Source organism: Cryobacterium sp. MP_3.1 (assembly GCF_035984795.1).
GTDB lineage: Bacteria > Actinomycetota > Actinomycetes > Actinomycetales > Microbacteriaceae > Cryobacterium > Cryobacterium zongtaii.
This window is the reverse complement of sequence record NZ_JAXCHV010000005.1, coordinates 34,154-56,745: the sequence shown is the minus strand read 5'-3', so window position 1 is coordinate 56,745 and position 22,592 is coordinate 34,154. Positions and strand designations below refer to the sequence as shown.

Below are 22,592 nucleotides of genomic sequence, written 5' to 3'. Positions count from 1 at the left end.
GGGAGGGCGCGCTAGACGATAACCTGTAAAACGTGTCTACTCCTTACAACCCCTTCGGGCAGGTCCTCGTCGCCCTGGTGACACCTTTCACCGCTGACGGTGAGGTCGCCTGGGCCGACGTCGAGAAGCACATCGACGACGTCATCACCGCCGGGGCCGACGGCATCGTCGTCACCGGCACCACCGGCGAGACCTCCACCCTCACCGACCCCGAGAAGATCCGGCTCGTCGAGGTCGGCAAGGACGTCGCGGCCGGTCGCGCCAAGATCATCACCGGCGGCGGCTCGAACGAGACCGCCCACGCCATGCAGCTCGCCAAGCAGAGCGAGAAGGCCGGCGCCGACGGCAACATGATCGTCACGCCGTACTACAACAAGCCCACCCAGGCCGGTGTGCTCACGCACTTCCGCATGATCGCGGATGCCACCGACCTGCCGGTGATCCTGTACGACATCCCGGGACGCACGGGCATCCCGATCACCTACGAGACCATTCTGCGCGCCGCGAAGCACCCGAACATCCTCGCCGTCAAGGACGCCAAGGGCGACCTGGCCCAGGTCAGCCGGGTGCTCAACCAGACCGACCTGCTCTACTTCTCCGGCGACGACCCCAACGTGCTGCCGCACCTGTCCATCGGCGCCACCGGCCTGATCGGCGTCACCGCGAACATCGCGGCCAAGCCGTACCGCCAGATGGTGGATGCCGTCAACGCGGGTGACCTCAAGGCGGCCACGCTCGCGCACCAGCAGCTTGAACCCCTCGTGCGCGCCGTGATGACCCACGTGCCGGGCACCGTGGCGGCCAAGTACATCCTGCACGGGCTGGGTCGCATCAGCAGCCCGCGCGTGCGCCTGCCCCTGGTCGGCCCCGAGGAATCCGAGGCCGCCATGATCGAAGACGAAATCGACCTCGTCCGAAACATCCCCGGCGTCGACTTCACCAACTTCCGCCCCGACCGCAACGCCGCCGCCGGCGGAGCGCTGCCCAAGGTCGCCGGAACCACGCGCTAAAAGATAAACGCACCACCGATCAACAGCAGCACCAACTCCGCCCACCACTTACTTCACGCACCACCAACTCCACAATAGGAGGGCTTATGCCCAACGACGTATACGCACCGCCCGCGCTCCCCAAGGGAACACTCCGCGTCACGCCCATCGGCGGACTCGGCGAAATCGGCCGGAACATGACCACCTTCGAGATCAACGGCAAAATCCTGATCGTCGACTGCGGCGTGCTGTTCCCCGAGGAGCACCAGCCCGGTGTCGACCTGATCCTGCCGGACTTCACCCCGATCAAGGACCGCCTGAAAGACATCGTCGGCGTCGTGCTCACCCACGGCCACGAAGACCACATCGGCGCGGTGCCCTACCTGCTCAAGCTGCGCCAGGACATCCCGCTGATCGGCTCCGGCCTGACGCTGGCGTTCATCGAGGCCAAGCTCAAGGAACACCGCATCACCCCCTACACCCTGCAGGTGAAGGAAGGCCAGAAGGAACGCCTCGGCCCGTTCACCCTCGAGTTCGTCGCGGTCAACCACTCGATCCCCGACGCCCTCGCCGTCGCCATCAAGACCGAGGGTGGCAGCGTGCTGCACACCGGTGACTTCAAGATGGACCAGCTGCCGCTGGACAACCGCATCACCGACCTCCGCGACTTCGCCCGTCTGGGCGAAGAGGGCATCGACCTGTTCCTGGTCGACTCCACCAACGCCGACGTTCCCGGCTTCACGCCGTCCGAGCGCGCCATCGGCCCGGTCCTGGAAGACGTCATCGCCCGCGCCCCGCGCCGGGTGGTCATCGCCAGCTTCTCCAGCCACGTGCACCGGGTGCAGCAGGTGCTCGACGCCGCTCACGCCAACGGCCGCCGGGTGGCCCTGCTGGGCCGCTCGATGGTGCGCAACATGACCATCGCCGCCGACCTCGGCTACCTCAAGGTGCCCGACGGTGTGCTCATCGACTTCAAGAAGGCCGGGAACATCCCGGACAACAAGATCGTCTACATGTCCACCGGGTCGCAGGGCGAGCCGATGGCGGTGCTCAGCCGCATCGTCAACAAGGAACACCAGATCGAGGTCGGCCCCGGCGACACCGTCATCCTGGCCTCCAGCCTGATCCCCGGCAACGAGAACGCGGTCTACCGCATCATCGACGGCTTGACCAAGCTCGGCGCGAACGTCGTGCACAAGGGCAACGCCAAGGTGCACGTCTCCGGACACGCCGCCGCCGGCGAGCTGCTCTACGTGTACAACGTGCTGCGCCCGAAGAACGTGCTGCCCGTGCACGGCGAATACCGCCACCTGGTGGCCAACGCCAAGCTCGCCGTGCAGAGCGGGGTGCCCGTCGAACGGGCCATCCTCGCCGAGGACGGCACCGTTCTCGACCTGCGCAACGGCAACGTCACGAAGGTCGGCCAGCTCGACCTCGGCTACGTCTACGTCGACGGTTCCACCGTCGGTGAGATCACCGAAGCCGACCTCACCGACCGGCGCACCCTGTCAGAGGAAGGCTTCATCTCGATCATCGTCGTGGTGGACAAGTCCACCGGCAAGGTCATCGTGGGCCCGGAGATCCACGCCAAGGGCTTCGCCGAAGACGATTCGGTCTTCGACTCCGTCCGGCCCAAGATCGAGGCCGCCCTGGCCGAGGCCGCGCAGAACGGCACCCACGACACCTACGCGCTCACGCAGGTCGTGCGCCGCACCGTCGGCCGCTGGGTGCAGGCGTCGTTCCGCCGCCGCCCGATGATCGTTCCGATGATCATCGAGGCGTAAACCGCCCGCTGCACAGCACCACTGTCAACCCCCGGCCGCCCTCGGCGCCGGGGGTTGACGCGTTCTTGGGTACCCCGCACACCGGGGGTCATCCTTCAGGAGGATTTTGCCCGAAAGCCGCCCCGACGGGCCGGAACTGCCCCTAGGCTCGTGCCAGTCGACACCGTCAGGTGCGATGCGAGCATGGGGGAAATCAGTGAATGTGATGCGCAAATGGGTCTTTCCGATCCTCCGATTGCTCGTCGTCGCGGCCATCGCGGTGGCCCTGGTGAAGCTGGCATTCTTCGCCGACGCCGCGGAGGCCCAGGACCCGGCCCAGCCGACCGGCCAGGTCGTGGAACCGCAGATCCCGGTTGCCCTGGGCACGATCACCAACGATGTGACGCTGCCCGGGACCGTGTCGGCGGATGCCGCCGTGCCCGTCAAGGCCGTCGCGGCCGGCACCGTCGACGAGATCTTCTTCGCCGCCGGAGCCACCGTCGCCGCCGGCGACAAGATCTACGACATCAAGGTCGAAACCGTGCGCGACCCCGTTGAGACGACGGACCCCGCCACCGGGATGATCGCCATCACCCAGCCCAAACCGGCGGTCACCTTCGAGAAGGTCTTCGCCCCCGCCGACGGCGTGCTCAGCGCCCTCACCGTCATCCACGGCCAGTCCGTCGCCATCGGCGACACCACCGGCCAGGTCGCGCCGCCCAGCTACTCGGTGAGCGGATCGCTCAGCCCCGAGCAGCAATACCGTCTCGTCACGCAGCCCATCGAGGCGTCCATCGCCATCACCAACGGTCCGGCCCCGTTCACCTGCACGGGCCTGCGCATCACCACCCCGCTGGCCGGGGCGGATGCCGGCGGATCCGGCGGCGGCACCGATCCGGCGTCGGGCACGGGCACGGGTACGGGCGCGGGCGGGGCGGGCGGCACCACCGTCAGCTGCGCCATCCCGGCCGAGGTCACGGTCTTCCCCGGCCTCGCCGCCCAGATCACCATCGCCGGCGGCAAGGCCGAGAACGTGCTCGTCGTGCCCACCACGGCCGTGAAGGGCTCTGCCGAAACCGGGGTCGTCTGGTTCGTGTTGCCCGACGGCACAACCGAGGAACGCCCGGTGACACTCGGGATGAACGACGGTACCTCGGTGCAGGTCGTCGAGGGGCTGGCCGAGGGCGACCTGATCAACCAGTTCGTGCCCGGCGCCACCGCCGTGAGCGGCTGCAGCACCGCCCCGGACGGCAGCGAGGTCTGCCCCGAGCCCGGAATGACCCTCCATTGACGCTCCTGCACCTGGCCGGCGTCACCCGCACCGTCCAGCTCGTCGACGCCCCACCGCTGACGATCCTCTCCGGCGTCGACCTCGACGTGGAGGTGGGCGACAGGGTCTCCATTGTGGGCCGCAGCGGCTCCGGCAAGTCCACCCTGCTCAACCTGCTCGGCCTGCTCGACAACCCCACCTCGGGTGACCTCGAGTTCGACGGTCGACCGGTGAAATCGTTCTCATCAGGAGAGCGCGACAGGGTGCGCGGCCGCGACGTGGGCTTCATCTTCCAGCAGTTCAACCTGCTCCAGGGCCGCACGGCCCTCGAAAACGTGATGACCCCGCTGCTCTACGCGCAGGGCAAACAATTCTGGCAGCGGGCCCGCATCGCCACCGCGATGCTGGAACGGGTCGGCCTCGGCCACCGGCTGGGCGCCATGCCTGACAAACTCTCCGGCGGTGAACAGCAGCGGGTGGCGATCGCCCGCTCGCTCGTGCGCGGTCCGCGGTTGATCCTGGCCGATGAACCCACCGGCGCCCTGGACCTCGAGACCGGGGCGGATGTGATGGCGCTCCTCGACGAGGTCGCCACCGGCTCCGGCGCAGCCCTGATCACCATCACCCACGACCCGGCCATCGCGGCGCTGGCCAGCCGGCATCTGCGCCTGGACCACGGCGTGCTCACCGTGGCCGGCGGCCCGATGGCCCCGGTCGTCCGCGCCGACGAGCTGGCGACGGTGCCGGCATGAACCGGCTGGTCAGCAACGTGGTCGGCTCCTTCGTGGAGGCCTGGCAGGAACTGCGCATCCACAAGACCCGCGTGATGCTCTCCCTCATCGGCGTGGCCGTCGCGGTCTGCGCCATCACCACCGTCGTCGGCCTCGGCGCGGTGGCCCAGCAGTCCATCGTGGAACAGAACGAACGCAGCGGCGGCCGCAGCGCCACCCTCTCGCTCTACGCCGGATCGAACGACGGCAGCGCCATCGACCCGGATGTCATGCAGGAGTTCTGGGACACCTCGCTCGAGCGCTACGGCATCGACTACGCCAGCCGGGTGCTCTACACCACGCAGACCGTGCAGTTCACGGATGGCGCGGTGCCCGTTCAGGTGATCGGCGTCGACCAGCCGTACGGCACCATGCACCGCGTGACGCTGACCGAGGGTGACTGGTTCAGCGTTGACGACGCCGACCGCCTCGCACCGGCGGTGTTGGTCAACCAGGTCTTCTGGGACCGACTCGGCCGGCCTGACCTGGCCACGCACCCCACCACCACGCTGTTGGGCGCCACCCCGACCACCGCCGTGATCACCGGGGTCTACCCGGTGAGCGTCTGGGAGACCGAGCCGGCCATGTACCTGCTCATGGATACCATCAGCGCTCTCACTCCCGCCGACCAGCTCGCGGCCAGCGGCAGCGTCCCCAATTACGAACTGTGGGTGCCGCCGGAAATCAGCGAGGACCTGATCGTTGCGCTGCAGCGGGACGCCCAAGGGGCGCTCGGTGCCGGAACGAACGTGTCGGTGAGCCGACAGGACTTCGCCGCCTACAACGAGGACCCGTTCGCGTCGATCAAGCTGCTCGTCGGGGGAGTGGCCGGCCTGGTGCTGCTGCTCGGCGCGCTGGGTCTGGTGAACATCGCCCTGGTCACGCTCAAGCAGCGCATCCGGGAGATCGGGGTGCGGCGCAGCTTCGGCGCCACCGCCGGCCGGGTGTTCTTCTCGGTGATGATGGAGAGCATCGTGGCGACCCTGGTGGCCGGCGTGGTGGGGGTGATCGGAGCCGTGCTCATCGTCACCAATCCCATGCTGCAGGAGTTCATCAGCCAGGGCATGGTCACCGACTTTCCGCCGTTCCCCGTGGAGGCCGCCATCCTCGGCCTGGTCTGCGCCACCGTCGTGGGCGCCCTCGCCGGCCTGCTGCCCGCGCTGGTGGCGGTGCGCGTCAAGGTCATCGACGCCATCCGCTATTGACCATTCACGAAAGCGGCCGGGTGGTCGCCGCGGCCCTCCCGCTGCAGCCACAGGGCCGCTTTCGTGGGCTCGGGGAGCCGTCGCGGCGGGGTAATTGGGCGTGGGCTCACACCGATGTCGGCCGTCGGCGGTACCGTGGAACACATGGCTACGAGCACTAAGTCGACCGGGCGTGCCCGCAGCACGCCTGCGCGCGGCACCGGAACGACCGCGCGCACCAAAGCCGGCAGCACCGCGACCCAGAAGACCGTCAAATTCGCCCCGACCGAGCCCAAGCCGGCCATCGCCGTGCGCATGTGGATGGGCCTGGCCCACGTCGCCGGCGGCGCCGCCCGCGCGCTCGGCCCCGAGCAGCTCTCCAAGGAGGAGCGCCGCGACGGCCTGCCCTTCTTCCTCGTGCTGCTGGCCGTCGCCGGCGCCGTGATCGAGTGGTTCCTGATCAACGACCCGGTGGCCCAGACCCTGGATGCGTGGACCTTCGGCGCCCTCTTCGGCCGGCTGGCCTTCGCCCTGCCGGTGATCCTGCTGCTCTTCGCCATCTGGCTGTTTCGCAATCCGAGCTCCGTGCACGACAACGGCCGCATCGGCATCGGCCTCTCGCTGCTCCTGGTCACCGTCTCCGGCCTCTGCCACATCTTCGGCGGGCAGCCCACACCCACCCAGGGCGTGGAGGTGCTCGCCCTGTCCGGCGGTGTCCTCGGCTGGATGATCGCGGCCCCGCTGATCTTCCTGATCACCACCGTCGGCGCGGCCATCGTCGTGATCCTGCTCCTGATCCTCAGCCTCTTCATCATCACCAAGACTCCGCCGAACAAAATCGGCGAACGCAGCCGTGAGCTCTACGCCTGGCTCTTCGGCACCCCGCTGCCGGCCCCAGAAGAACGCGCGGCCGCCAAGGAGATCCGCCAGGAACGCATCCAGGCCCTCAAGACCAAGCAGATCGAACTCGACGGCCTCGACCCGGCCCACGACGACGACACCGACGAGGGCGCCCTGCCCTGGTGGCGACGCAACACCAGCAAACGCGAAGAAGACCCCGACTTCTCCAGCGCCATGTCGTCGGAGTCCGACGAGGCCCGCCCGCCCGCCGCCGACCCGCTCAGCACGCTGCTCAACGGCGGGGCGGATGCCGCCAAGGGCGGTTTCGAGACGGCACTCGAGTCTCCCCAAGCCCACGTTCCCCCGGTTCACACCGACCACTACGGCACCGAGGTGCTCGAAGACCTGCTCAAGGCCGAGGAAGCCATCAAACGCTTCACCGGTGAAGTCGCCGCGGTGCCGCACGCGACGGGACTGCAGGCCGACGACCCGGTCGGCCTCACCGAGGTACTGCCGGGCCTGGACGACCTCGACGAGGCCGCCTCGGCGGTGGACCGGTCCGCGACCGAGCTCGGCTTCGGCGAGCAGCCGAACCTGCCCTACGTGCTGCCGTCGTCCACGACCCTCATCGCCGGTCCGCCGGCCAAGGCGCGCTCCGCCGCCAACGACGAGATCGTCAAGTCCATCACCGAGGTGCTCAGCCAGTTCTCGGTCGATGCGAGGGTCACCGGTTTCTCCCGCGGCCCGACCGTCACCCAGTACGAGATCGAACTCGGCCCCGGCGTCAAGGTCGAGCGGGTCACCGCGCTGAGCAAGAACCTGTCCTACGCCGTCGCCTCCAACGAGGTGCGCATCCTCTCGCCGATCCCCGGCAAGAGCGCCATCGGCATCGAGATCCCCAACACCGACCGTGAGATCGTCACCCTCGGCGACGTACTGCGCTCCAGCACGGCCACCAACAGCACCCATCCGATGACCATCGGCGTCGGCAAGGACGTCGGCGGCGGCTTCGTCATCGCCAACCTCGCCAAAATGCCCCACCTGCTCGTGGCCGGGTCCACCGGCTCGGGTAAGTCCAGCTTCGTGAACTCGATGATCACCAGCCTATTGATGCGGGCCAAGCCCAGCGACGTGCGCATGGTCCTGATCGACCCCAAGCGCGTCGAACTCGCCGCATACGCCGGTGTACCGCACCTGATCACTCCCATCATCACGAACCCCAAGAAGGCCGCCGAAGCGCTGCAGTGGGTCGTGAAGGAGATGGACATGCGTTACGACGACCTGGCCAGCTTCGGGTTCCGGCACATCGATGACTTCAACAAGGCCGTCGTCAACAACGAGATCGTGCTGCCGGCCGGCAGTGCCCGCAAACTCAAGCCGTACCCCTACCTGCTCGTGGTGGTGGACGAGCTCGCCGACCTGATGATGGTCGCCCCGCGCGACGTCGAAGACTCCATCGTGCGCATCACCCAGCTCGCCCGTGCCTCCGGCATCCACCTGGTGCTGGCCACCCAGCGGCCCAGCGTTGACGTCGTCACCGGCCTGATCAAGGCCAACGTACCCTCCAGGCTGGCCTTCGCCGTCACCAGCGTCACCGACTCCAGGGTCATCCTCGACCAGCCCGGCGCCGACAAGCTGATCGGCCAGGGCGACGCCCTGTTCTTGCCGATGGGCGCTTCCAAGGCCCTGCGGGTGCAGGGCGCCTGGGTGAACGAGGCCGAGATCGAACGGGTCGTCAAGCACGTCACCCAGCAGGCCCGGCCGGACTACCGGCCCGACGTCTCCGCCGAGGCGCCGCGTAAGGAGATCGACTCCGACATCGGTGACGACCTCGAGGTGCTGCTCGCCGCCGCCGAACTCGTGGTGTCCACCCAGTTCGGGTCCACCTCGATGCTGCAGCGGAAGCTCCGGGTGGGCTTCGCCAAGGCGGGTCGCCTGATGGACCTGCTCGAATCCCGCGAGATCGTCGGCCCGTCCGAAGGCTCCAAGGCCCGCGACGTGCTTGTCACCGCCGAACAGCTGCCCAGCGTCCTGGCCAAGCTGCGCGGCTCCGACGCCGAGCACCACGCCGCCACTGCCCGATCGCAGTTCGAAGAGTCCCAGCGGTCGCAGGCGCACGAGCAAGCCACCCCCGACCCGCGCTACGCCGACGACCCGGTGGCGAAGATGAGCGAAGGGTACGCTGAGGAAGACGGCGACTCGGACGAAGACGCCTGGCAACTCACCGACAGGGAATAACCCCATGGCTACACCGACACCTGCGGCTACGCCGTCCAATTGGAACCTGCCGAACATCATCACCATCGTGCGCATCCTGCTGGCACCGGTGTTCTCCTGGATGCTGCTGGCCGACAACGGCGCCGACGAGTCCCTCCGCTGGTGGGCCGCCGTGCTCTTCATGGTGGCCATCGCCACCGACGGCGTCGACGGGGCCATCGCCCGGCGGTACAACCTGGTCACCGACCTCGGCAAGCTGCTCGACCCGATCGCCGACAAGATCCTCACCGGCGCCGCGCTGATCGGCCTGTCCATCCTCGGCGAGCTGCCCTGGTGGGTCACCCTGGTCATCCTGGTTCGCGAGATCGGCATCACAGTCTTCAGGTTCGCCATGCTGCGCGACAGGGTCATTCCGGCTTCCCGCGGCGGCAAGCTCAAGACCATCGCGCAGTCCGTGGCGATCTCGCTGGCCCTGCTCCCGCTCTGGCTGGTCTTCGGCGACTGGATCCACTGGGTCAACACCATCGCCATGACGATCGCACTGGTGCTCACCGTCTACACCGGCGTCGAATACCTCGTTGCCGCGCGGCGGGAGAACAAGCAGGCCAAGCCGACCAGCAATGCCTGACCCGTCCGGCGCGGAACCGACGTCGGGCCCGGATGCCGCGGCCGCCCTCGTCGCCGCCCTCACCGCCAGACACCTCACCATCGCCGTGGCCGAATCCCTGACCGGCGGACTGCTCGTGGCCGAGCTCGTGCGCATCCCCGGCGCATCCGTCGTCGTGGCCGGGGGAGTCGTGGCGTACCAGACCCCGCTCAAGCACACCCTGCTCGGCGTGGACGCCGAGCTGCTGGCCGAGCACGGTGCCGTGCACCCCGAGGTCGCCAGACAGATGGCCACCGGTGTGCGCACCGCGCTGGCGATCGACGGGCGCCCCGCCGACATCGGCATCTCGACCACCGGGGTCGCCGGCCCCGACGAACAAGACGGCCAGAGCGTCGGCACGGTCTACCTGGGCGTGTCTTTCGGGGATAGGGTGCGGGCCATAGCGATTAGTCTCACCGGCGACCGGGCAGCGATCCGGACGCAAACCGTTGCGCACGCGATCGAAGCTGTGTGTCAGCTGATTGAATCCACAAAGCTTCAGATCGCGGAATAGTTCCTGTTACCGGTGGGTTACAGAACACATATTCACAAGTAAAGTCCAGTCATCCTCGGTAATCTGAGGTGTCGGATGGATAGAGTACTGTTGGCCATCCGCCACACAAAACTGACCGGTTGAGTGGGCCCCAGCAGACTAGACAGCACGAAGAAGGAGGTTCCGATGATTCTTGTTCGTCAGGAAATCGGCGATGTGCTCAGGGACTTCCGCCTGCAGAAGGGTCGCACCCTGCGTCAGGTTGCGAGCAAGGCAAGTGTGGCCCTCGGCTACCTGTCTGAAGTTGAACGCGGTCAGAAGGAAGCGTCTTCCGAGATTCTTGCTTCGGTCGCAGACGCGCTGGACACACCGATCTCGGTGATCATGCGCGAGGTCGGCGATCGGCTGGCCGTCATCGAGGGAATCGATCGTTTCCCCGACACCGTACCCGACGAGCTGGTTGCCAAGTTCGACGCCAGCATGATGATGCGCTAATCGGTCTTCTCCACGTTTCGCACCGAGTGCGCGTCAACCGAGTGAGCATCAACCGAGTGAGTTCCGCATGCGATTGAGTGAGTTCCGCCAGGCCCTGAAAGACGAGTTCGGCGAGAGCTACGGCAGAGTGCTCACCCGGGATCTGGTGCTGGGTCCGCTCGGCCGCACCGCCGACCAGGCCCTCGCGGGCGGGGTTCCCGCCCGCGACGTCTGGTTGGCCCTGTGCGCCGAAACGGATGTTCCGCCGGCGCGCCGTCACGGCGCCGGGCTTCCTCCGGCCCGCAGCTGATCCGGTCACGCCGGCAGCACCCAGACAGCACCGAACCATGAGCCAACACCGGCCCGGCCTTCCAGCCGGGCCGTTCTTCGTTTCGCGACGAGATTCCGACACACCACGCCAGCGTCGAATGTCTGTTCGGTTCTTGGTAGGCTCCTCCACAGTAGAAGTCGAAGACGGATTGTCCACCGTCGCGGTGCCTGCCGGCCAGTGTCGGTGGTGCTGCGTACAGTCGGATTCGTCAACGACAACCGCGCACTTGCCTTGTCGAGGGCGGTCGCCGGGATCCTCCCGCTGATCGAAACGACAGCCTATAGGCGCCACGCGCACGACCCAAAGGAGCACACCATGGCATCAGCAGCAGACCGCGAGAAGGCACTCGACACCGCCCTCGCCCAGATTGACCGCCAGTTCGGCAAGGGCTCGGTCATGCGCCTCGGCAGCGACGATCGCGCGCCCGTCGAGATCATCTCCACCGGGTCGATCGCCCTGGACGTCGCGCTCGGCATAGGTGGCCTGCCCCGCGGTCGCATCGTGGAGATCTACGGCCCGGAGTCCTCGGGTAAGACCACCCTCACCCTGCACGCCATCGCCAACGCCCAGAAGAACGGCGGCATCGCCGCGTTCATCGACGCGGAGCACGCCCTCGACCCCGACTACGCGAAGAAGCTCGGTGTCGACATCGACGCCCTTCTCGTTTCCCAGCCCGACACGGGTGAGCAGGCGCTGGAAATCGCCGACATGCTTGTGCGAAGCGGTTCGATCGACCTCATCGTCGTCGACTCTGTCGCAGCCCTGGTTCCGCGCGCCGAGATCGAGGGCGAGATGGGTGACTCCCACGTGGGCCTGCAGGCCCGCCTGATGTCGCAGGCGCTGCGCAAGCTCAACGGTGGCCTGAGCCAGACCAACACCACCATGATCTTCATCAACCAGCTGCGCGAGAAGATCGGCGTGATGTTCGGCAGCCCGGAGACCACCTCCGGTGGAAAGGCGCTCAAGTTCTACGCGTCGGTGCGTCTGGACATCCGTCGAATCGAGACCCTCAAGGACGGCACGGAAGCCGTCGGTAACCGCACCAGGGTCAAGGTCGTCAAGAACAAGATGGCACCGCCCTTCAAGCAGGCCGAATTCGACATCATCTACGGCATCGGCATCTCCCGCGAGGGCAGCCTGATCGACTTCGGTGTCGACCAGGGCATCGTCAAGAAGTCCGGCGCCTGGTACACCTACGACGGCGACCAGCTCGGTCAGGGCAAGGAGAACTCCCGCAAGTTCCTGCTGCGCAACCCGGACATGGCCAACGAGATCGAGACCAAGATCCTCAACAAGCTCGGTGTGGGCGCGGAGGGCAAGGCGGCCAAGAAGGCCGCAGACGACGCCGCCACCGCCGCAGCGGCTGCCGCGTCCGCGGCATCGGGTGCCGCCACGGGCACGGATGGCGCCAAGGTTCCGTCCATCGCGGCCAAGGCCGCCGCACGCAAGGGCGCTTAGCCGCCATGGTTCACTTCGAACCCTCCCGAGGCAAGACCGCCCACGGCTCCGCGGCCGGCCGGGAGGGCCTCGCCCCGGTGACGTACCTGCCCGGGGCGAGCCCGGCCGATCAGGCCGATGACGCCGAGGACGAGGCGGCCGAGGAACGCGAGCAGGCGGAGAAGCTCCTGCTGCAGCGTCTGCGGGGCCGGTCCCTGTCGATCGTCGAGGCCCAGAAGCTGCTGCGGTCCACCGAGATCGACGAGGAATCCGTGCAGGACATCCTCGAACGCTTCACCGAGCTGCACTACCTCGACGAGGAGAAGCTCGCCGACCAGATCATGCACAGCCACCACGAACGCAAGGGCCTGGGCCGCAGCGGCGTCGGCGCCGAAATGCGCCAGCGCGGACTCGACGCCGAACTGATCGCCGAGAAACTCGACGAGATGCCCGACGACGAAGCCGAACGGGCCACCGAACTGGCGCTCAAGCGGGTGCAGCAGCTGGACAGGTTCGACGATGCCACCATCGATCGTCGACTCACCGGCTTCCTGATGCGCAAGGGATACGCCTCCTCCGTGGTGCGCGACGCCGTCAAGGCCGCTCTCGCGTCCCGGCGGGGTTCCGGCCGCACCTCCACGGTGCGGTTCCGCTGAGGTCTGTTCACGACGGCACGCGTAAGCTGGGGGAACTATGAGCAGCGTCACCGCACCATCCCTCGCCACCCCGTCATCCCTCGACCCGTCGCCGCACAACGCGACCGTGATCGCGCCGTCCTCGGCGGCGAGGGATGACGAGGGCCGGGCGCGTACCTATGAGGTGCGCACCTTCGGCTGCCAGATGAACGTGCACGACTCTGAGCGACTCAGTGGCTCCCTCGAGGCGGCCGGCTACGTGTCGGCGGCGGGCGCCGAGGCCGACATCGTCGTGATCAACACCTGCGCGGTGCGGGAGAACGCCGACAACAAGCTCTACGGCAACCTCGGCTACCTCGCCTCGGTCAAGCGCAAGCACGCGGGCATGCAGATCGCCGTCGGCGGTTGCCTGGCCCAGAAGGACAAGGCCACCATCCTGGCCAAGGCGCCGTGGGTGGACGTGGTGTTCGGTACCCACAACATGGGGTCGCTGCCGAGCCTGCTCGAACGCGCCAGGCACAACGGTGAGGCCCAGCTGGAGATCCTCGAATCCCTGGAAACCTTCCCGTCCACTCTGCCGACCAAGCGCGACTCGAGCTACAGCGGCTGGGTCTCGATCTCGGTCGGCTGCAACAACACCTGCACCTTCTGCATCGTGCCCGCCCTCCGCGGCAAGGAGAAGGACCGCCGTCCCGGCGAGATCCTCGCCGAGATCCAGGCGCTCGTCGACGACGGCGCCATCGAGGTGACCCTGCTCGGCCAGAACGTGAACTCCTACGGGGTGGAGTTCGGCGACCGGCTGGCGTTCGGCAAGCTGCTGCGCGCGGCCGGCCAGATCCCGGGACTCGAACGCATTCGCTTCACCAGCCCGCACCCCGCCGCGTTCACCGACGACGTCATCGACGCCATGGCGGAGACCCCCGCCGTGATGCCGCAGCTGCACATGCCGCTGCAGTCCGGCTCCGACCGGGTGCTCAAAGCCATGCGCCGGTCCTACCGGTCCACCAAGTTCCTCGGCATCCTCGAGCGCGTACGCGCGCAGATGCCCGACGCGGCGATCAGCACCGACATCATCGTCGGCTTCCCCGGCGAGACCGAGGAGGACTTCCTCGAGACCATGCGGGTCGTCGAAGAGTCCAGGTTCGCCACGGCGTTCACCTTCCAGTACTCCATCCGGCCGGGCACCCCCGCAGCCACCATGGCCGACCAGGTGCCCAAGGCCGTCGTGCAGGACCGCTACGAACGGCTCATCGCCCTGCAGGAACGGATCTCCTGGGAGGAAAACCGCGCCATCATCGGCCGTGAGGTCGAGCTGCTCGTCGCCAACGGTGAGGGCCGCAAGGACGCCGACACCCACCGGCTCAGCGGCCGGGCCCCCGACAGCCGGCTCGTGCACTTCGACGTGCCCGCCGGCTCCGACCTGCCACGGCCCGGCGACATGGTCACCGTGACCGTCACCCAGGCCGCACCGTTCCACCTCATCGCCGACTCCCTCGACGGCACCCCCTTGCGGATCCGCCGCACCATCGCCGGCGACGCCTGGGACCGGGAGCAGGCCGAGTCCTGCGGTGTACCCGCCCCGGCGGCGACCACCGGCGGCGCGGTCTCGTTGGGTCTGCCGACCCTGCGGGTGGGCGGGCCCAGCCTGACGCTGCACGGTGGCGCCACGACGATCCCGATCTACCCGGTCGACGACGCGGAACGCTAGGACCCGGTGCTCGTTGTCATCGTCGGGCCGACCGGTACCGGCAAATCCGAGCTGTCCCTGGACGTCGCCGAACGGCTGATCGCGGCCGGACAGCCGGCGGAGATCGTGAATGCCGACGCCATGCAGCTGTACCGGGGCATGGACATCGGCACCGCCAAGCTCGCCCCCGCCGAGCGCCGCGGGGTGCCGCATCACCTGCTCGACGTGCTCGACGTGGCCGACGAGGCCACCGTCGCCCGCTATCAGGTGGAGGCACGCGCCGCCATCACCGGCATCATCGACCGCGGCGCCGTGCCCATCCTCGTGGGCGGGTCCGGGCTCTACGTGTCCTCCGTCGTCTACGACTTCCAGTTCCCCGGCACCGACCCGGTGCTCCGCGCCCGACTCGAGGCCGAGCTCGTGGAGCAGGGCCCCGGCCTGATGTACGACCGGCTCAAGGCCGTCGACCCCGGCTCCGCGGCCCGCATCGGCGCCAGCAACGGCCGCCGGCTCGTGCGCGCCCTCGAGGTCGTCGAGCTCACCGGCGCCCCGCACACCGCGGTGCTGCCCGGCGACCCGGTCTACTGGATGCCCGCCGTGACGCTCGGGCTGCGCCTGCCCCGCGAGGTGCTCACCCCGCGCCTGGACGCCCGGGTGGACCGCATGTGGACGGCCGGACTCGTCGAGGAGGTGCGGGCCCTCATCCCCGCCGGCCTGGAAGGCGGCGTCACGGCCAGCCGGGCCATCGGCTACGCCCAGGCCCTCGGCCAGGTGCACGGCACACTGTCGCAGGCGGATGCCGTCGAAGCGACCCAGCAGCTGACCCGGCGATACGCCCGCCGTCAGGTGAGCTGGTTCAAACGTGACCCGCACACGCACTGGATCGACGCCGACGACGCGGACCGTGTCGACCAGGCCGTCAGCCACCTGCCCTGACGCCGAAGACCGCAGCCCGAGTCCCTAAACTGAACACATGGGCATCGATCTCCACTTCACCAAGGGCCACGGCACCGGCAACGACTTCGTGCTGTTCGCCGACCCCGACGGCCTACTCGACCTCACCCCGGAGCAGATCCAGGGCATCTGCGACCGCCAGTTCGGCGTCGGCGCCGACGGCATCATCCGCGCGGTGCGTTCGGCCAACCTCGATGCGGGCGCCGCGGCCCTCGCCGAAGACGACGGCGCCGAGTGGTTCATGGACTACTGGAACGCCGACGGCACAGTCTCGGAGATGTGTGGCAACGGCATCCGGGTGTACACCCGGTTCCTCCTCGAACAGGGCCTCGTCGACCTCGGCCCCGGCGACACCCTGGCCATCGGCACCCGCAGCGGTGTGCGCGACGTGCAGCAGAACGCCACCGGGTTCCAGGTGGACCTCGGCCGCTGGCGGCTGGAACCAGGGGAGACCCTGGTGCGTGCCAAGAACCTCGCCGTGGCCCGCCCGGGCCTCGGCATCAACGTGGGCAACCCGCACGTGGTGGTGGCCCTCGCCGACGAAGACGAGCTCGAGAGCGCCGACCTGACCTTCATCCCGCAGCTGGACCCCGAGCCCGTCGAGGGCGCCAACGTGGAATTCGTGCTGCCGCATGACCCGCTGGTTGTCGACGGCGTCGGCCGCATCCGCATGCGCGTGCACGAACGCGGCAGCGGAGAGACCCTCTCCTGTGGCACCGGTGCCGTCGCCGCGGCCCTGGCCACCCGGCACTGGGCCGGCCAGGGCGCGCCGAACCAGTGGCGTGTCGAGGTCCCTGGCGGCGTTCTGGGCGTGCGGATGTTCCCGACCGAAGACGGCGAGCACGTCTCCCTGTCCGGCCCCGCCACCCTGGTCTTCGACGGCACCCTCGCCCTCGCCTGACCCTCTCGCGAACCGTGACTCAGGCCCCCGGGTTGTGGGGCCTGTCTCACAGTTCGCGGGGGGAGTGTCAGGCGGGTTTGTGCGCCTGCAGGATACGGAAGCCCTTGTCGGTCGCGTAGCGGGAGACCTCGAGGGCGCCGGGCTGCGCGGGGAACTCCTCGGCGAGCCAGCGGTGCAACGAATCGGAGCCGAGGTTGCGCTGCACGACGAGCCAGGCATCCGAACCGGGATTCAGACGCGGCAACCAGTGCTCGAGCATCGTGTGCAGCTCGGCCTTGCCCACCCGGATCGGCGGGTTCGACCAGATGCCGGCGAACACGACGGAATCGGGAACATCCGCCGGCAGGACCGCGTTGATGTTGGTGAGCCCCAGGCCGGCGGCGTTCATCCGCACCAACTCGAGGGCTCGCTCGTTGACGTCGACGGCCCACACCGTGGCCGTGGGATCGGCCAGCGCCAGATGCAGGCTGATCGGTCCCCAGCCACAACCGAGGTCCAGCACATCCCCGCCGCCGGAGGGCAGCGGAGCCTCACGCATCAGCACCTTGGTACCGGTGTCGATGTGCTCGGGGGAGAAAATCGCGTTCGCGGTGGTGACCGCCCGGATGTGACCGGCGATCTTCACGGTGATCTGCCGCAATTTCAGGTCGCTGCCCGGAGTCGACGAGAAATAGTGTTCGGAAGCCATACAGCGAACTTATCGAAAAAAGAGGAACTAGAGTTAAAGCAATGACTGATATAAACGCTCCACACGATGGCGATGACGATGTAGTTGCGCGCGTGCTGGCCAGCGCCGAGAGCCGGTCCTCCGGCTACTCGCTGTTCGCGAGCGGATCGGCGCAGGCCCTGTCGGCACGCCCGGCCAACGGCGGTTTCGACGGCGGCGACCACGACGGCGAACAAACCGAACGTGAAGACCGCAACGCCCTGCGCCGCGTCGGTGGGCTCTCCACCGAACTGCAGGACGTCACCGAGGTTGAATACCGCCAGCTGCGCCTGGAAAACGTCGTCCTGATCGGCGTCTACTCCGCCCGCAGCCTGCTCGACGCCGAGAACTCCATGCGCGAGCTCGCCGCCCTGGCCGAAACCGCCGGCGCCACGGTGCTGGACGGTCTCCTTCAGCGCCGCGCCACCCCGGACCCCAGCACCTACCTCGGCAAGGGCAAGGCCCTTGAGCTCGCCTCCATCGTGGCGGCGCTCGGCGCCGACACCGTGATCGCCGACACCGAACTCGCGCCCAGCCAGCGGCGTGCCCTGGAAGACGTGGTCAAGGTGAAGGTCATCGACCGCACCGCCGTGATCCTGGACATCTTCAGCCAGCACGCCAAGAGCCGGGAGGGTAAGGCGCAGGTCGAACTCGCCCAGCTCGCCTACCTGCTGCCCCGACTGCGCGGCTGGGGTGACTCGATGTCCCGCCAGGCCGGTGGCCAGGTCGGTGGCGCCGGTGCCGGCATGGGCTCGCGTGGACCCGGTGAGACGAAGATCGAACTCGACCGGCGCCGCATCCACACCCGGATGTCGCGGCTGCGCAAGCAGATGCTGGAGATGAAGCCCGCCCGCGAGGCCAAGCGCGCCAACCGCAAGCGCAACGCGGTGCCGTCGGTCGCGATCGTCGGGTACACCAACGCCGGCAAGTCCAGCCTGCTCAACCGCATCACCAAGGCCGGCGTGCTCGTGGAGAACTCCCTCTTCGCCACCCTGGATGCCACGGTGCGGAAGTCCACCACGGACGACGGTCGGCTGTACACCTTCACCGACACCGTCGGTTTTGTGCGCAACCTGCCCCACCAGCTGGTGGAGGCGTTCCGCTCCACCCTCGAGGAGGTCGCGGACTCCGATGTCATCATCCACGTCGTTGACGCGTCCCACCCCGACCCGGCCAGCCAGCTGGCCACGGTGCGCGAGGTCATCGGCGAGGTCGGTGCCAGTGACATCCCCGAGCTGGTGCTGTTCAACAAGAGCGACCTGGTCAGCGACGACGACAGGCTCGTGCTGCGCGGCCTCGCCCCCCAGGCGATCTTCGTGTCGGCGCGCAGCGGCGAGGGCATCGACGAGGTGCTGCGGGTTCTCGAGACCATGCTTCCCCGTCCGGAAATCCGCCTGGAACTGCTGATCCCCTACGACCGCGGTGACCTCATCCCGATCCTGCACGAGCAGGGCAAGGTTCTCGCGTTGGACTACTCCGAGACCGGCACCCAGGTCACGGCACTCGTATCGCCCGGTATCGAGGCCCAGTTCACCCCGTTCGTGGTGGCACCGGCCATCGCCGGCTAACCCCGATCCGCTTGAAGGCGGCACCCGCTCCTGAACCAGGAGCGGGTGCCGCCTTCGCCCGTTAACGCCCCAGCTGCGGCCGTGAACGTAACAATCGGCCACGCAGCAGCGCGCTCGAAGGTGCGTTGTTAGAGTCATCACATTCGTTGCCGGCGGGATATTCTGCCCGGCATGGAGCGACAGCCGAGCCCGGCACCCGCCCGCGAGCAGCCGCCCGGTATCCGTGGCGGTCCGCGGCCGCCAGGCCCTTCGAACTGAACCCACCGTGCCGAATGAGGAACCATGACAGCGACCCCCACGACCCCGCCGGCGGACCCCGACTGTCGGTCGAGCATCCCGTTCTCGTTTGAGCTGTACCCGCCCAAGACGGATGCCGCGACGACGGCCCTGCACACCACCATCGACGCCCTGGCTGCCTCCCGTCCCAGGTTCATCTCGGTGACCTACGGCGCCAGCGGCTCCTCCCGCACCTCGTCCCTGGACGTATTGCGCTACATCCGCCGGGCCACCACCGTGGACCCGATGGCGCACCTCACCTGCGTCGGTTCCTCGCACGCCGAGGCGAGCAGCCTGATCCGCGAGTTCCTCGATGCCGGCGTGAGCAGCTTCCTCGCCCTCCGCGGTGACCCGCCCGAGGGCCTGACCGAGAACGACGCCTTCCTCGGCGACCTGCACAGCGCCGGCGAGCTGGTGCAGCTGATCCATCGGGTGCAGGCCGAGCGAGTGCCGTACCAGGAGACCCCCATCCCCGGACTCCCTCGCGCCCGCGCCGTGAAGACCGAACGTGAGCACGTGCGCATCGCCGTGGCCGCGTTCCCCAACGGGCACCCGCGCTCACGATCCACCGCGCAGGACATCGACACCCTGCTGGCCAAGCAGGCGGCGGGCGCCAACCTCGCCATCACCCAACTCTTCTTCCACGCCGACCACTACCTCAGCTTCATCCAGCGAGCCAGGGAAGCCGGAGTGGAGTTTCCGATTCTGCCCGGCATCATGCCCGTCACCAGCCCCGGCCGGCTGCGGCGCATCCTCGAGCTCTCCGGGGAGGAACTGCCCGCCGAACTCTCGATCCAGCTCGAGGTGGAACCCACCCTGGAGGGCCAGCGCGAGATCGGCATCAGCCACGCCGCCGCCCTCGCCGAGAAGCTCATCGCCGGCGGGGCTCCCGGCCTGCACCTTTACGCCTTCAACCAGCACGAGACCGTGCTCGCCGTGCTCGACCGCGCCGGCGCGCTCGCACCGGCACAACCGGTCGTCTCCGCTCACACCCCGCCTCCGACCCATCCCTCGACCAGCCCTGCCGACACCCGTGCCGGAATCCACTCCACGAAGGACCATTACTGATGACCATCACCGTCCCCGCATTCCCCACCGGAACGATCCTCGGCTACCCGCGGATCGGCCGCCGCCGCGAACTGAAGAAGGCCGTCGAAGCCTTCTGGGCCGGCCGGATCGACGCCGCTCAACTCGAAGCGACCGCGGCAGGCCTGCGCAACACCACCCGGGAGCGGCTCGTGGGCCTCGGCCTCGGCCGCAGCGACTCCTCGATTCCGGAGAGCTTCTCCTTCTATGACCAGGTGCTGGATGCGGCGGTGACCGTCGGCGCCATCCCCACCCGCTTCGCCGGTCTCGTCGACGCCGACGGACACCTCGACCTCGCCGGCTATTTCACCCTGGCCCGCGGCGCCGGCGAGAACCTGCCGCTCGAAATGACCAAGTGGTTCGACTCCAATTACCACTACCTGGTGCCGGAAATCGGCCCGGAGACGAACTTCCACCTCGCCAGCGACCGCATCGTGCGGGAGTTCGACGAGGCTGTCGCCGCCGGCTTCCTCACCCGACCCGTCATCGTCGGTCCGGTCACCTTCCTGCTCCTGGCCAAGCCGAGCGAAACGGCCCCGGCCGGCTTTCACCCGCTCGATCGCCTCGACGACCTGCTGCCGGTCTACGCCACCCTCATCGAGCGCCTCGCCGCCGCGGGTGCGGAGTGGGTACAGCTGGACGAACCGGCCCTCGTCAGCGAGAGCATCGACATCCCGCGCGACCGTGCCCTCGCCGCCCTCGCCCGGGCCTACGACACCCTCGGCGGCCTCGACAGTCGGCCCGGACTGTTCGTGGCCGCGCCCTACGGCAGCCTCGACGACGCCCTACCCGTTCTGGCCAAGACCCCTGTCGAGGCCATCGGCCTGGACCTCGTGCGCGGCACCGTGCCCGCCGACGTGCCCGGCCTGGCCGACACCACCCTCGTGGCCGGCGTGATCGACGGTCACAACATCTGGCGGGGCGACCTCGCGGCGGCATTCGACAAGGTGGCCCAGCTGGGCGCGCTGAGCGACCGGGTCGCGGTCTCCAGCTCCACCTCGCTGCTGCACCTGCCGCACGACGTCACCGACGAGACCAAGCTCGGCGCCGACCTCACCGGCTGGCTGGCGTTCGCCGACCAGAAGATCGGTCAGGTCGCCACCCTCGCCCGCGGCCTCTCCGAGGGGCAGGCTGCCGTGCAGGCCGATCTCGACGCGGCCACCGCGTCGCTGGAGGCGCGCCGGGTCTCGCCCGGCGTGCGTGACGGCGCCGTACGCGCCCGCCTCGACACCCTCACCCCGGCCGACTTCAGCCGCGGCGACTACGAGGCCCGCCTGGCCGCTCAGGATGCCGTGCTCGACCTGCCCCCGCTGCCGACCACGACCATCGGCTCGTTCCCGCAGACGAGTGATATCCGCCGCGCTCGCGCCCGCCTGGTCTCGGGCGAACTCGCATCCGCCGACTACCAGGAGCTCATGCGCGCCGAGATCGGCCGGGTCGTGCAGCTGCAGGAAGACCTCGGCCTCGACGTTCTCGTGCACGGTGAACCCGAGCGCAACGACATGGTGCAGTACTTCGCCGAGAACCTCGATGGCTTCACCGTCACCGAGAACGGCTGGGTGCAGTCCTACGGCAGCCGGTGCACCCGACCGTCGATCCTGTGGGGTGACGTATCCCGGCCCGCGCCCATCACCGTGGAGTGGTCCAGCTACACCCAGACCCTCACCGAGAAGCCGGTCAAGGGGATGCTCACCGGACCGGTCACCATCCTGGCCTGGTCGTTCGTGCGCGACGACCAGCCGCTGGGGGAGACCGCCCGGCAGGTGGCGCTCGCGTTGCGCGACGAGATCGGTGACCTCGAGGCGGCCGGTATCCGGGTGGTGCAGGTCGACGAGCCCGCGCTGCGCGAACTGCTGCCCCTGAAGAAGAAGGACCACGCCGACTACCTGGATTGGTCGGTCGGGTCGTTCAGGCTCGCCACCGCGGGGGTCGCCGACCAGACCCAGATCCACACCCACCTCTGCTACTCGGAGTTCGGGGTCGTCATCGACGCGATTCGCAACCTGGACGCCGACGTGACCAGTATCGAAGCCGCCCGCTCGAAGATGGAGGTCGTGGCCGACCTGCAGACCAGTGGCTTCGACCACGGCATCGGCCCGGGCGTCTACGACATCCACTCGCCGCGGGTGCCCGGTGTGGCCGAGATCACCGAACTTCTCGAGCGGGCCCTGCAATCGATCCCCGCTCGCCAGGTCTGGGTGAACCCGGACTGCGGACTGAAGACCCGCGGCTATGCGGAGACCGTGGAGTCTCTGCGCAACATCGTCGACGCCACCCGCGCGGTTCGGGCGACGCTGGCCTGACCTCGCTCGCTCTGACTTCGCCGGCACAACACGAAGGCCCGACCCCTCGCGGGGTCGGGCCT

At 68.4% G+C, this 22,592-nt stretch carries 19 protein-coding genes; 18 read left to right on the top strand and 1 reads right to left on the bottom strand.

The window, feature by feature from the left end; translation table 11 throughout:
- Positions 1 to 32: 32 nt before the first annotated feature.
- From dapA to dapF, 15 genes are all read left to right on the top strand, one after another.
- Positions 33 to 1,010, top strand: a complete 978-nt coding sequence (gene dapA, locus RCH12_RS05020) for a 4-hydroxy-tetrahydrodipicolinate synthase (RefSeq protein WP_088455716.1) — start codon at positions 33 to 35, stop codon at positions 1,008 to 1,010.
- Between the two features lie 86 nt (positions 1,011 to 1,096).
- A complete protein-coding gene (locus RCH12_RS05015; protein WP_327016222.1) occupies positions 1,097 to 2,773 on the top strand; it encodes a ribonuclease J in 1,677 nt (558 codons plus the stop codon).
- Positions 2,774 to 2,978: 205 nt separating this feature from the next.
- Positions 2,979 to 4,043: a hypothetical protein gene (locus tag RCH12_RS05010; protein ID WP_327016221.1), complete on the top strand. Its 1,065-nt coding sequence runs from the start codon at positions 2,979 to 2,981 to the stop codon at positions 4,041 to 4,043.
- On the top strand, positions 4,040 to 4,774 hold the full coding sequence (locus tag RCH12_RS05005; RefSeq protein ID WP_327016220.1) for an ABC transporter ATP-binding protein: 735 nt from the start codon (positions 4,040 to 4,042) through the stop codon (positions 4,772 to 4,774). The genes RCH12_RS05010 and RCH12_RS05005 overlap by 4 nt, the downstream gene beginning before the upstream one ends.
- Positions 4,771 to 5,997: an ABC transporter permease gene (locus tag RCH12_RS05000; protein ID WP_327016219.1), complete on the top strand. Its 1,227-nt coding sequence runs from the start codon at positions 4,771 to 4,773 to the stop codon at positions 5,995 to 5,997. Before RCH12_RS05005 ends, RCH12_RS05000 begins: the two co-directional genes overlap by 4 nt.
- 144 nt (positions 5,998 to 6,141) lie before the next feature.
- Positions 6,142 to 9,054, top strand: coding sequence for an FtsK/SpoIIIE family DNA translocase (locus tag RCH12_RS04995; protein WP_327016218.1), 2,913 nt, complete (start codon positions 6,142 to 6,144; stop codon positions 9,052 to 9,054).
- Between the two features lie 4 nt (positions 9,055 to 9,058).
- On the top strand, positions 9,059 to 9,661 hold the full coding sequence (pgsA, locus tag RCH12_RS04990) for a CDP-diacylglycerol--glycerol-3-phosphate 3-phosphatidyltransferase (RefSeq protein WP_327016217.1): 603 nt from the start codon (positions 9,059 to 9,061) through the stop codon (positions 9,659 to 9,661).
- Entirely contained in the window at positions 9,654 to 10,193 is a 540-nt protein-coding gene (locus RCH12_RS04985; protein WP_327016216.1) for a CinA family protein, read from the top strand. The genes pgsA and RCH12_RS04985 overlap by 8 nt, the downstream gene beginning before the upstream one ends.
- A gap of 165 nt (positions 10,194 to 10,358) precedes the next feature.
- Positions 10,359 to 10,667 (top strand): helix-turn-helix domain-containing protein, encoded by a 309-nt coding sequence (locus tag RCH12_RS04980; protein ID WP_088455722.1) that lies wholly within the window; start codon positions 10,359 to 10,361, stop codon positions 10,665 to 10,667.
- A 67-nt stretch (positions 10,668 to 10,734) separates the two neighbouring features.
- On the top strand, positions 10,735 to 10,956 hold the full coding sequence (locus RCH12_RS04975) for a DUF3046 domain-containing protein (protein WP_088455723.1): 222 nt from the start codon (positions 10,735 to 10,737) through the stop codon (positions 10,954 to 10,956).
- 336 nt (positions 10,957 to 11,292) lie between these two features.
- The gene (recA, locus tag RCH12_RS04970) at positions 11,293 to 12,435 is read left to right on the top strand and encodes a recombinase RecA (protein ID WP_103429535.1); all 1,143 of its coding nucleotides are present in this window, start codon (positions 11,293 to 11,295) and stop codon (positions 12,433 to 12,435) included.
- 5 nt (positions 12,436 to 12,440) lie between these two features.
- Positions 12,441 to 13,070, top strand: a complete 630-nt coding sequence (locus RCH12_RS04965; protein WP_327016215.1) for a regulatory protein RecX — start codon at positions 12,441 to 12,443, stop codon at positions 13,068 to 13,070.
- 184 nt (positions 13,071 to 13,254) lie between these two features.
- Complete coding sequence (gene miaB, locus RCH12_RS04960; RefSeq protein WP_442784557.1) at positions 13,255 to 14,757, top strand: tRNA (N6-isopentenyl adenosine(37)-C2)-methylthiotransferase MiaB; 1,503 nt, start codon at positions 13,255 to 13,257, stop codon at positions 14,755 to 14,757.
- Positions 14,758 to 14,763: 6 nt separating this feature from the next.
- Positions 14,764 to 15,672, top strand: a complete 909-nt coding sequence (gene miaA, locus RCH12_RS04955; protein WP_327016213.1) for a tRNA (adenosine(37)-N6)-dimethylallyltransferase MiaA — start codon at positions 14,764 to 14,766, stop codon at positions 15,670 to 15,672.
- A 37-nt stretch (positions 15,673 to 15,709) separates the two neighbouring features.
- Positions 15,710 to 16,591: a diaminopimelate epimerase gene (gene dapF / locus RCH12_RS04950; RefSeq protein ID WP_327016212.1), complete on the top strand. Its 882-nt coding sequence runs from the start codon at positions 15,710 to 15,712 to the stop codon at positions 16,589 to 16,591.
- Between the two features lie 67 nt (positions 16,592 to 16,658).
- On the opposite strand, the gene RCH12_RS04945 is transcribed toward dapF, so the two are convergent.
- Positions 16,659 to 17,279: a class I SAM-dependent methyltransferase gene (locus tag RCH12_RS04945; protein ID WP_327016211.1), complete on the bottom strand. Its 621-nt coding sequence runs from the start codon at positions 17,277 to 17,279 to the stop codon at positions 16,659 to 16,661.
- 41 nt (positions 17,280 to 17,320) lie between these two features.
- Here RCH12_RS04945 and hflX point away from each other — a divergent pair, with 41 nt between their 5' ends.
- The 3 genes from hflX to metE all read left to right on the top strand — a co-directional run bounded on the left by hflX (position 17,321) and on the right by metE (position 22,530).
- The gene (gene hflX, locus RCH12_RS04940) at positions 17,321 to 18,865 is read left to right on the top strand and encodes a GTPase HflX (protein ID WP_103429541.1); all 1,545 of its coding nucleotides are present in this window, start codon (positions 17,321 to 17,323) and stop codon (positions 18,863 to 18,865) included.
- Between the two features lie 282 nt (positions 18,866 to 19,147).
- Positions 19,148 to 20,209, top strand: a complete 1,062-nt coding sequence (locus RCH12_RS04935; protein WP_327016210.1) for a methylenetetrahydrofolate reductase — start codon at positions 19,148 to 19,150, stop codon at positions 20,207 to 20,209.
- Entirely contained in the window at positions 20,209 to 22,530 is a 2,322-nt protein-coding gene (gene metE / locus RCH12_RS04930) for a 5-methyltetrahydropteroyltriglutamate--homocysteine S-methyltransferase (protein ID WP_327016209.1), read from the top strand. The genes RCH12_RS04935 and metE overlap by 1 nt, the downstream gene beginning before the upstream one ends.
- Positions 22,531 to 22,592 lie beyond the last annotated feature (62 nt).

Excerpts from the sequence above, each read along its gene's own strand:
- RCH12_RS05015 (WP_327016222.1), top strand. The coding sequence starts at position 1,097 with ATGCCCAACGACGTATACGCACCGCCCGCGCTCCCCAAGGGAACACTC.
- RCH12_RS04980 (WP_088455722.1), top strand. The coding sequence starts at position 10,359 with ATGATTCTTGTTCGTCAGGAAATCGGCGATGTGCTCAGGGACTTCCGC.
- hflX (WP_103429541.1), top strand. The coding sequence starts at position 17,321 with ATGACTGATATAAACGCTCCACACGATGGCGATGACGATGTAGTTGCG.
- RCH12_RS05010 (WP_327016221.1), top strand. The coding sequence starts at position 2,979 with ATGCGCAAATGGGTCTTTCCGATCCTCCGATTGCTCGTCGTCGCGGCC.
- RCH12_RS04965 (WP_327016215.1), top strand. The coding sequence starts at position 12,441 with ATGGTTCACTTCGAACCCTCCCGAGGCAAGACCGCCCACGGCTCCGCG.
- RCH12_RS04945 (WP_327016211.1), bottom strand. The coding sequence starts at position 17,279 with ATGGCTTCCGAACACTATTTCTCGTCGACTCCGGGCAGCGACCTGAAA.
- metE (WP_327016209.1), top strand. The coding sequence starts at position 20,209 with ATGACCATCACCGTCCCCGCATTCCCCACCGGAACGATCCTCGGCTAC.
- recA (WP_103429535.1), top strand. The coding sequence starts at position 11,293 with ATGGCATCAGCAGCAGACCGCGAGAAGGCACTCGACACCGCCCTCGCC.
- RCH12_RS04985 (WP_327016216.1), top strand. The coding sequence starts at position 9,654 with ATGCCTGACCCGTCCGGCGCGGAACCGACGTCGGGCCCGGATGCCGCG.
- RCH12_RS05000 (WP_327016219.1), top strand. The coding sequence starts at position 4,771 with ATGAACCGGCTGGTCAGCAACGTGGTCGGCTCCTTCGTGGAGGCCTGG.
- pgsA (WP_327016217.1), top strand. The coding sequence starts at position 9,059 with ATGGCTACACCGACACCTGCGGCTACGCCGTCCAATTGGAACCTGCCG.
- RCH12_RS04935 (WP_327016210.1), top strand. The coding sequence starts at position 19,148 with ATGACAGCGACCCCCACGACCCCGCCGGCGGACCCCGACTGTCGGTCG.
- dapF (WP_327016212.1), top strand. The coding sequence starts at position 15,710 with ATGGGCATCGATCTCCACTTCACCAAGGGCCACGGCACCGGCAACGAC.
- miaB (WP_442784557.1), top strand. The coding sequence starts at position 13,255 with ATGAACGTGCACGACTCTGAGCGACTCAGTGGCTCCCTCGAGGCGGCC.
- RCH12_RS04975 (WP_088455723.1), top strand. The coding sequence starts at position 10,735 with ATGCGATTGAGTGAGTTCCGCCAGGCCCTGAAAGACGAGTTCGGCGAG.
- RCH12_RS04995 (WP_327016218.1), top strand. The coding sequence starts at position 6,142 with ATGGCTACGAGCACTAAGTCGACCGGGCGTGCCCGCAGCACGCCTGCG.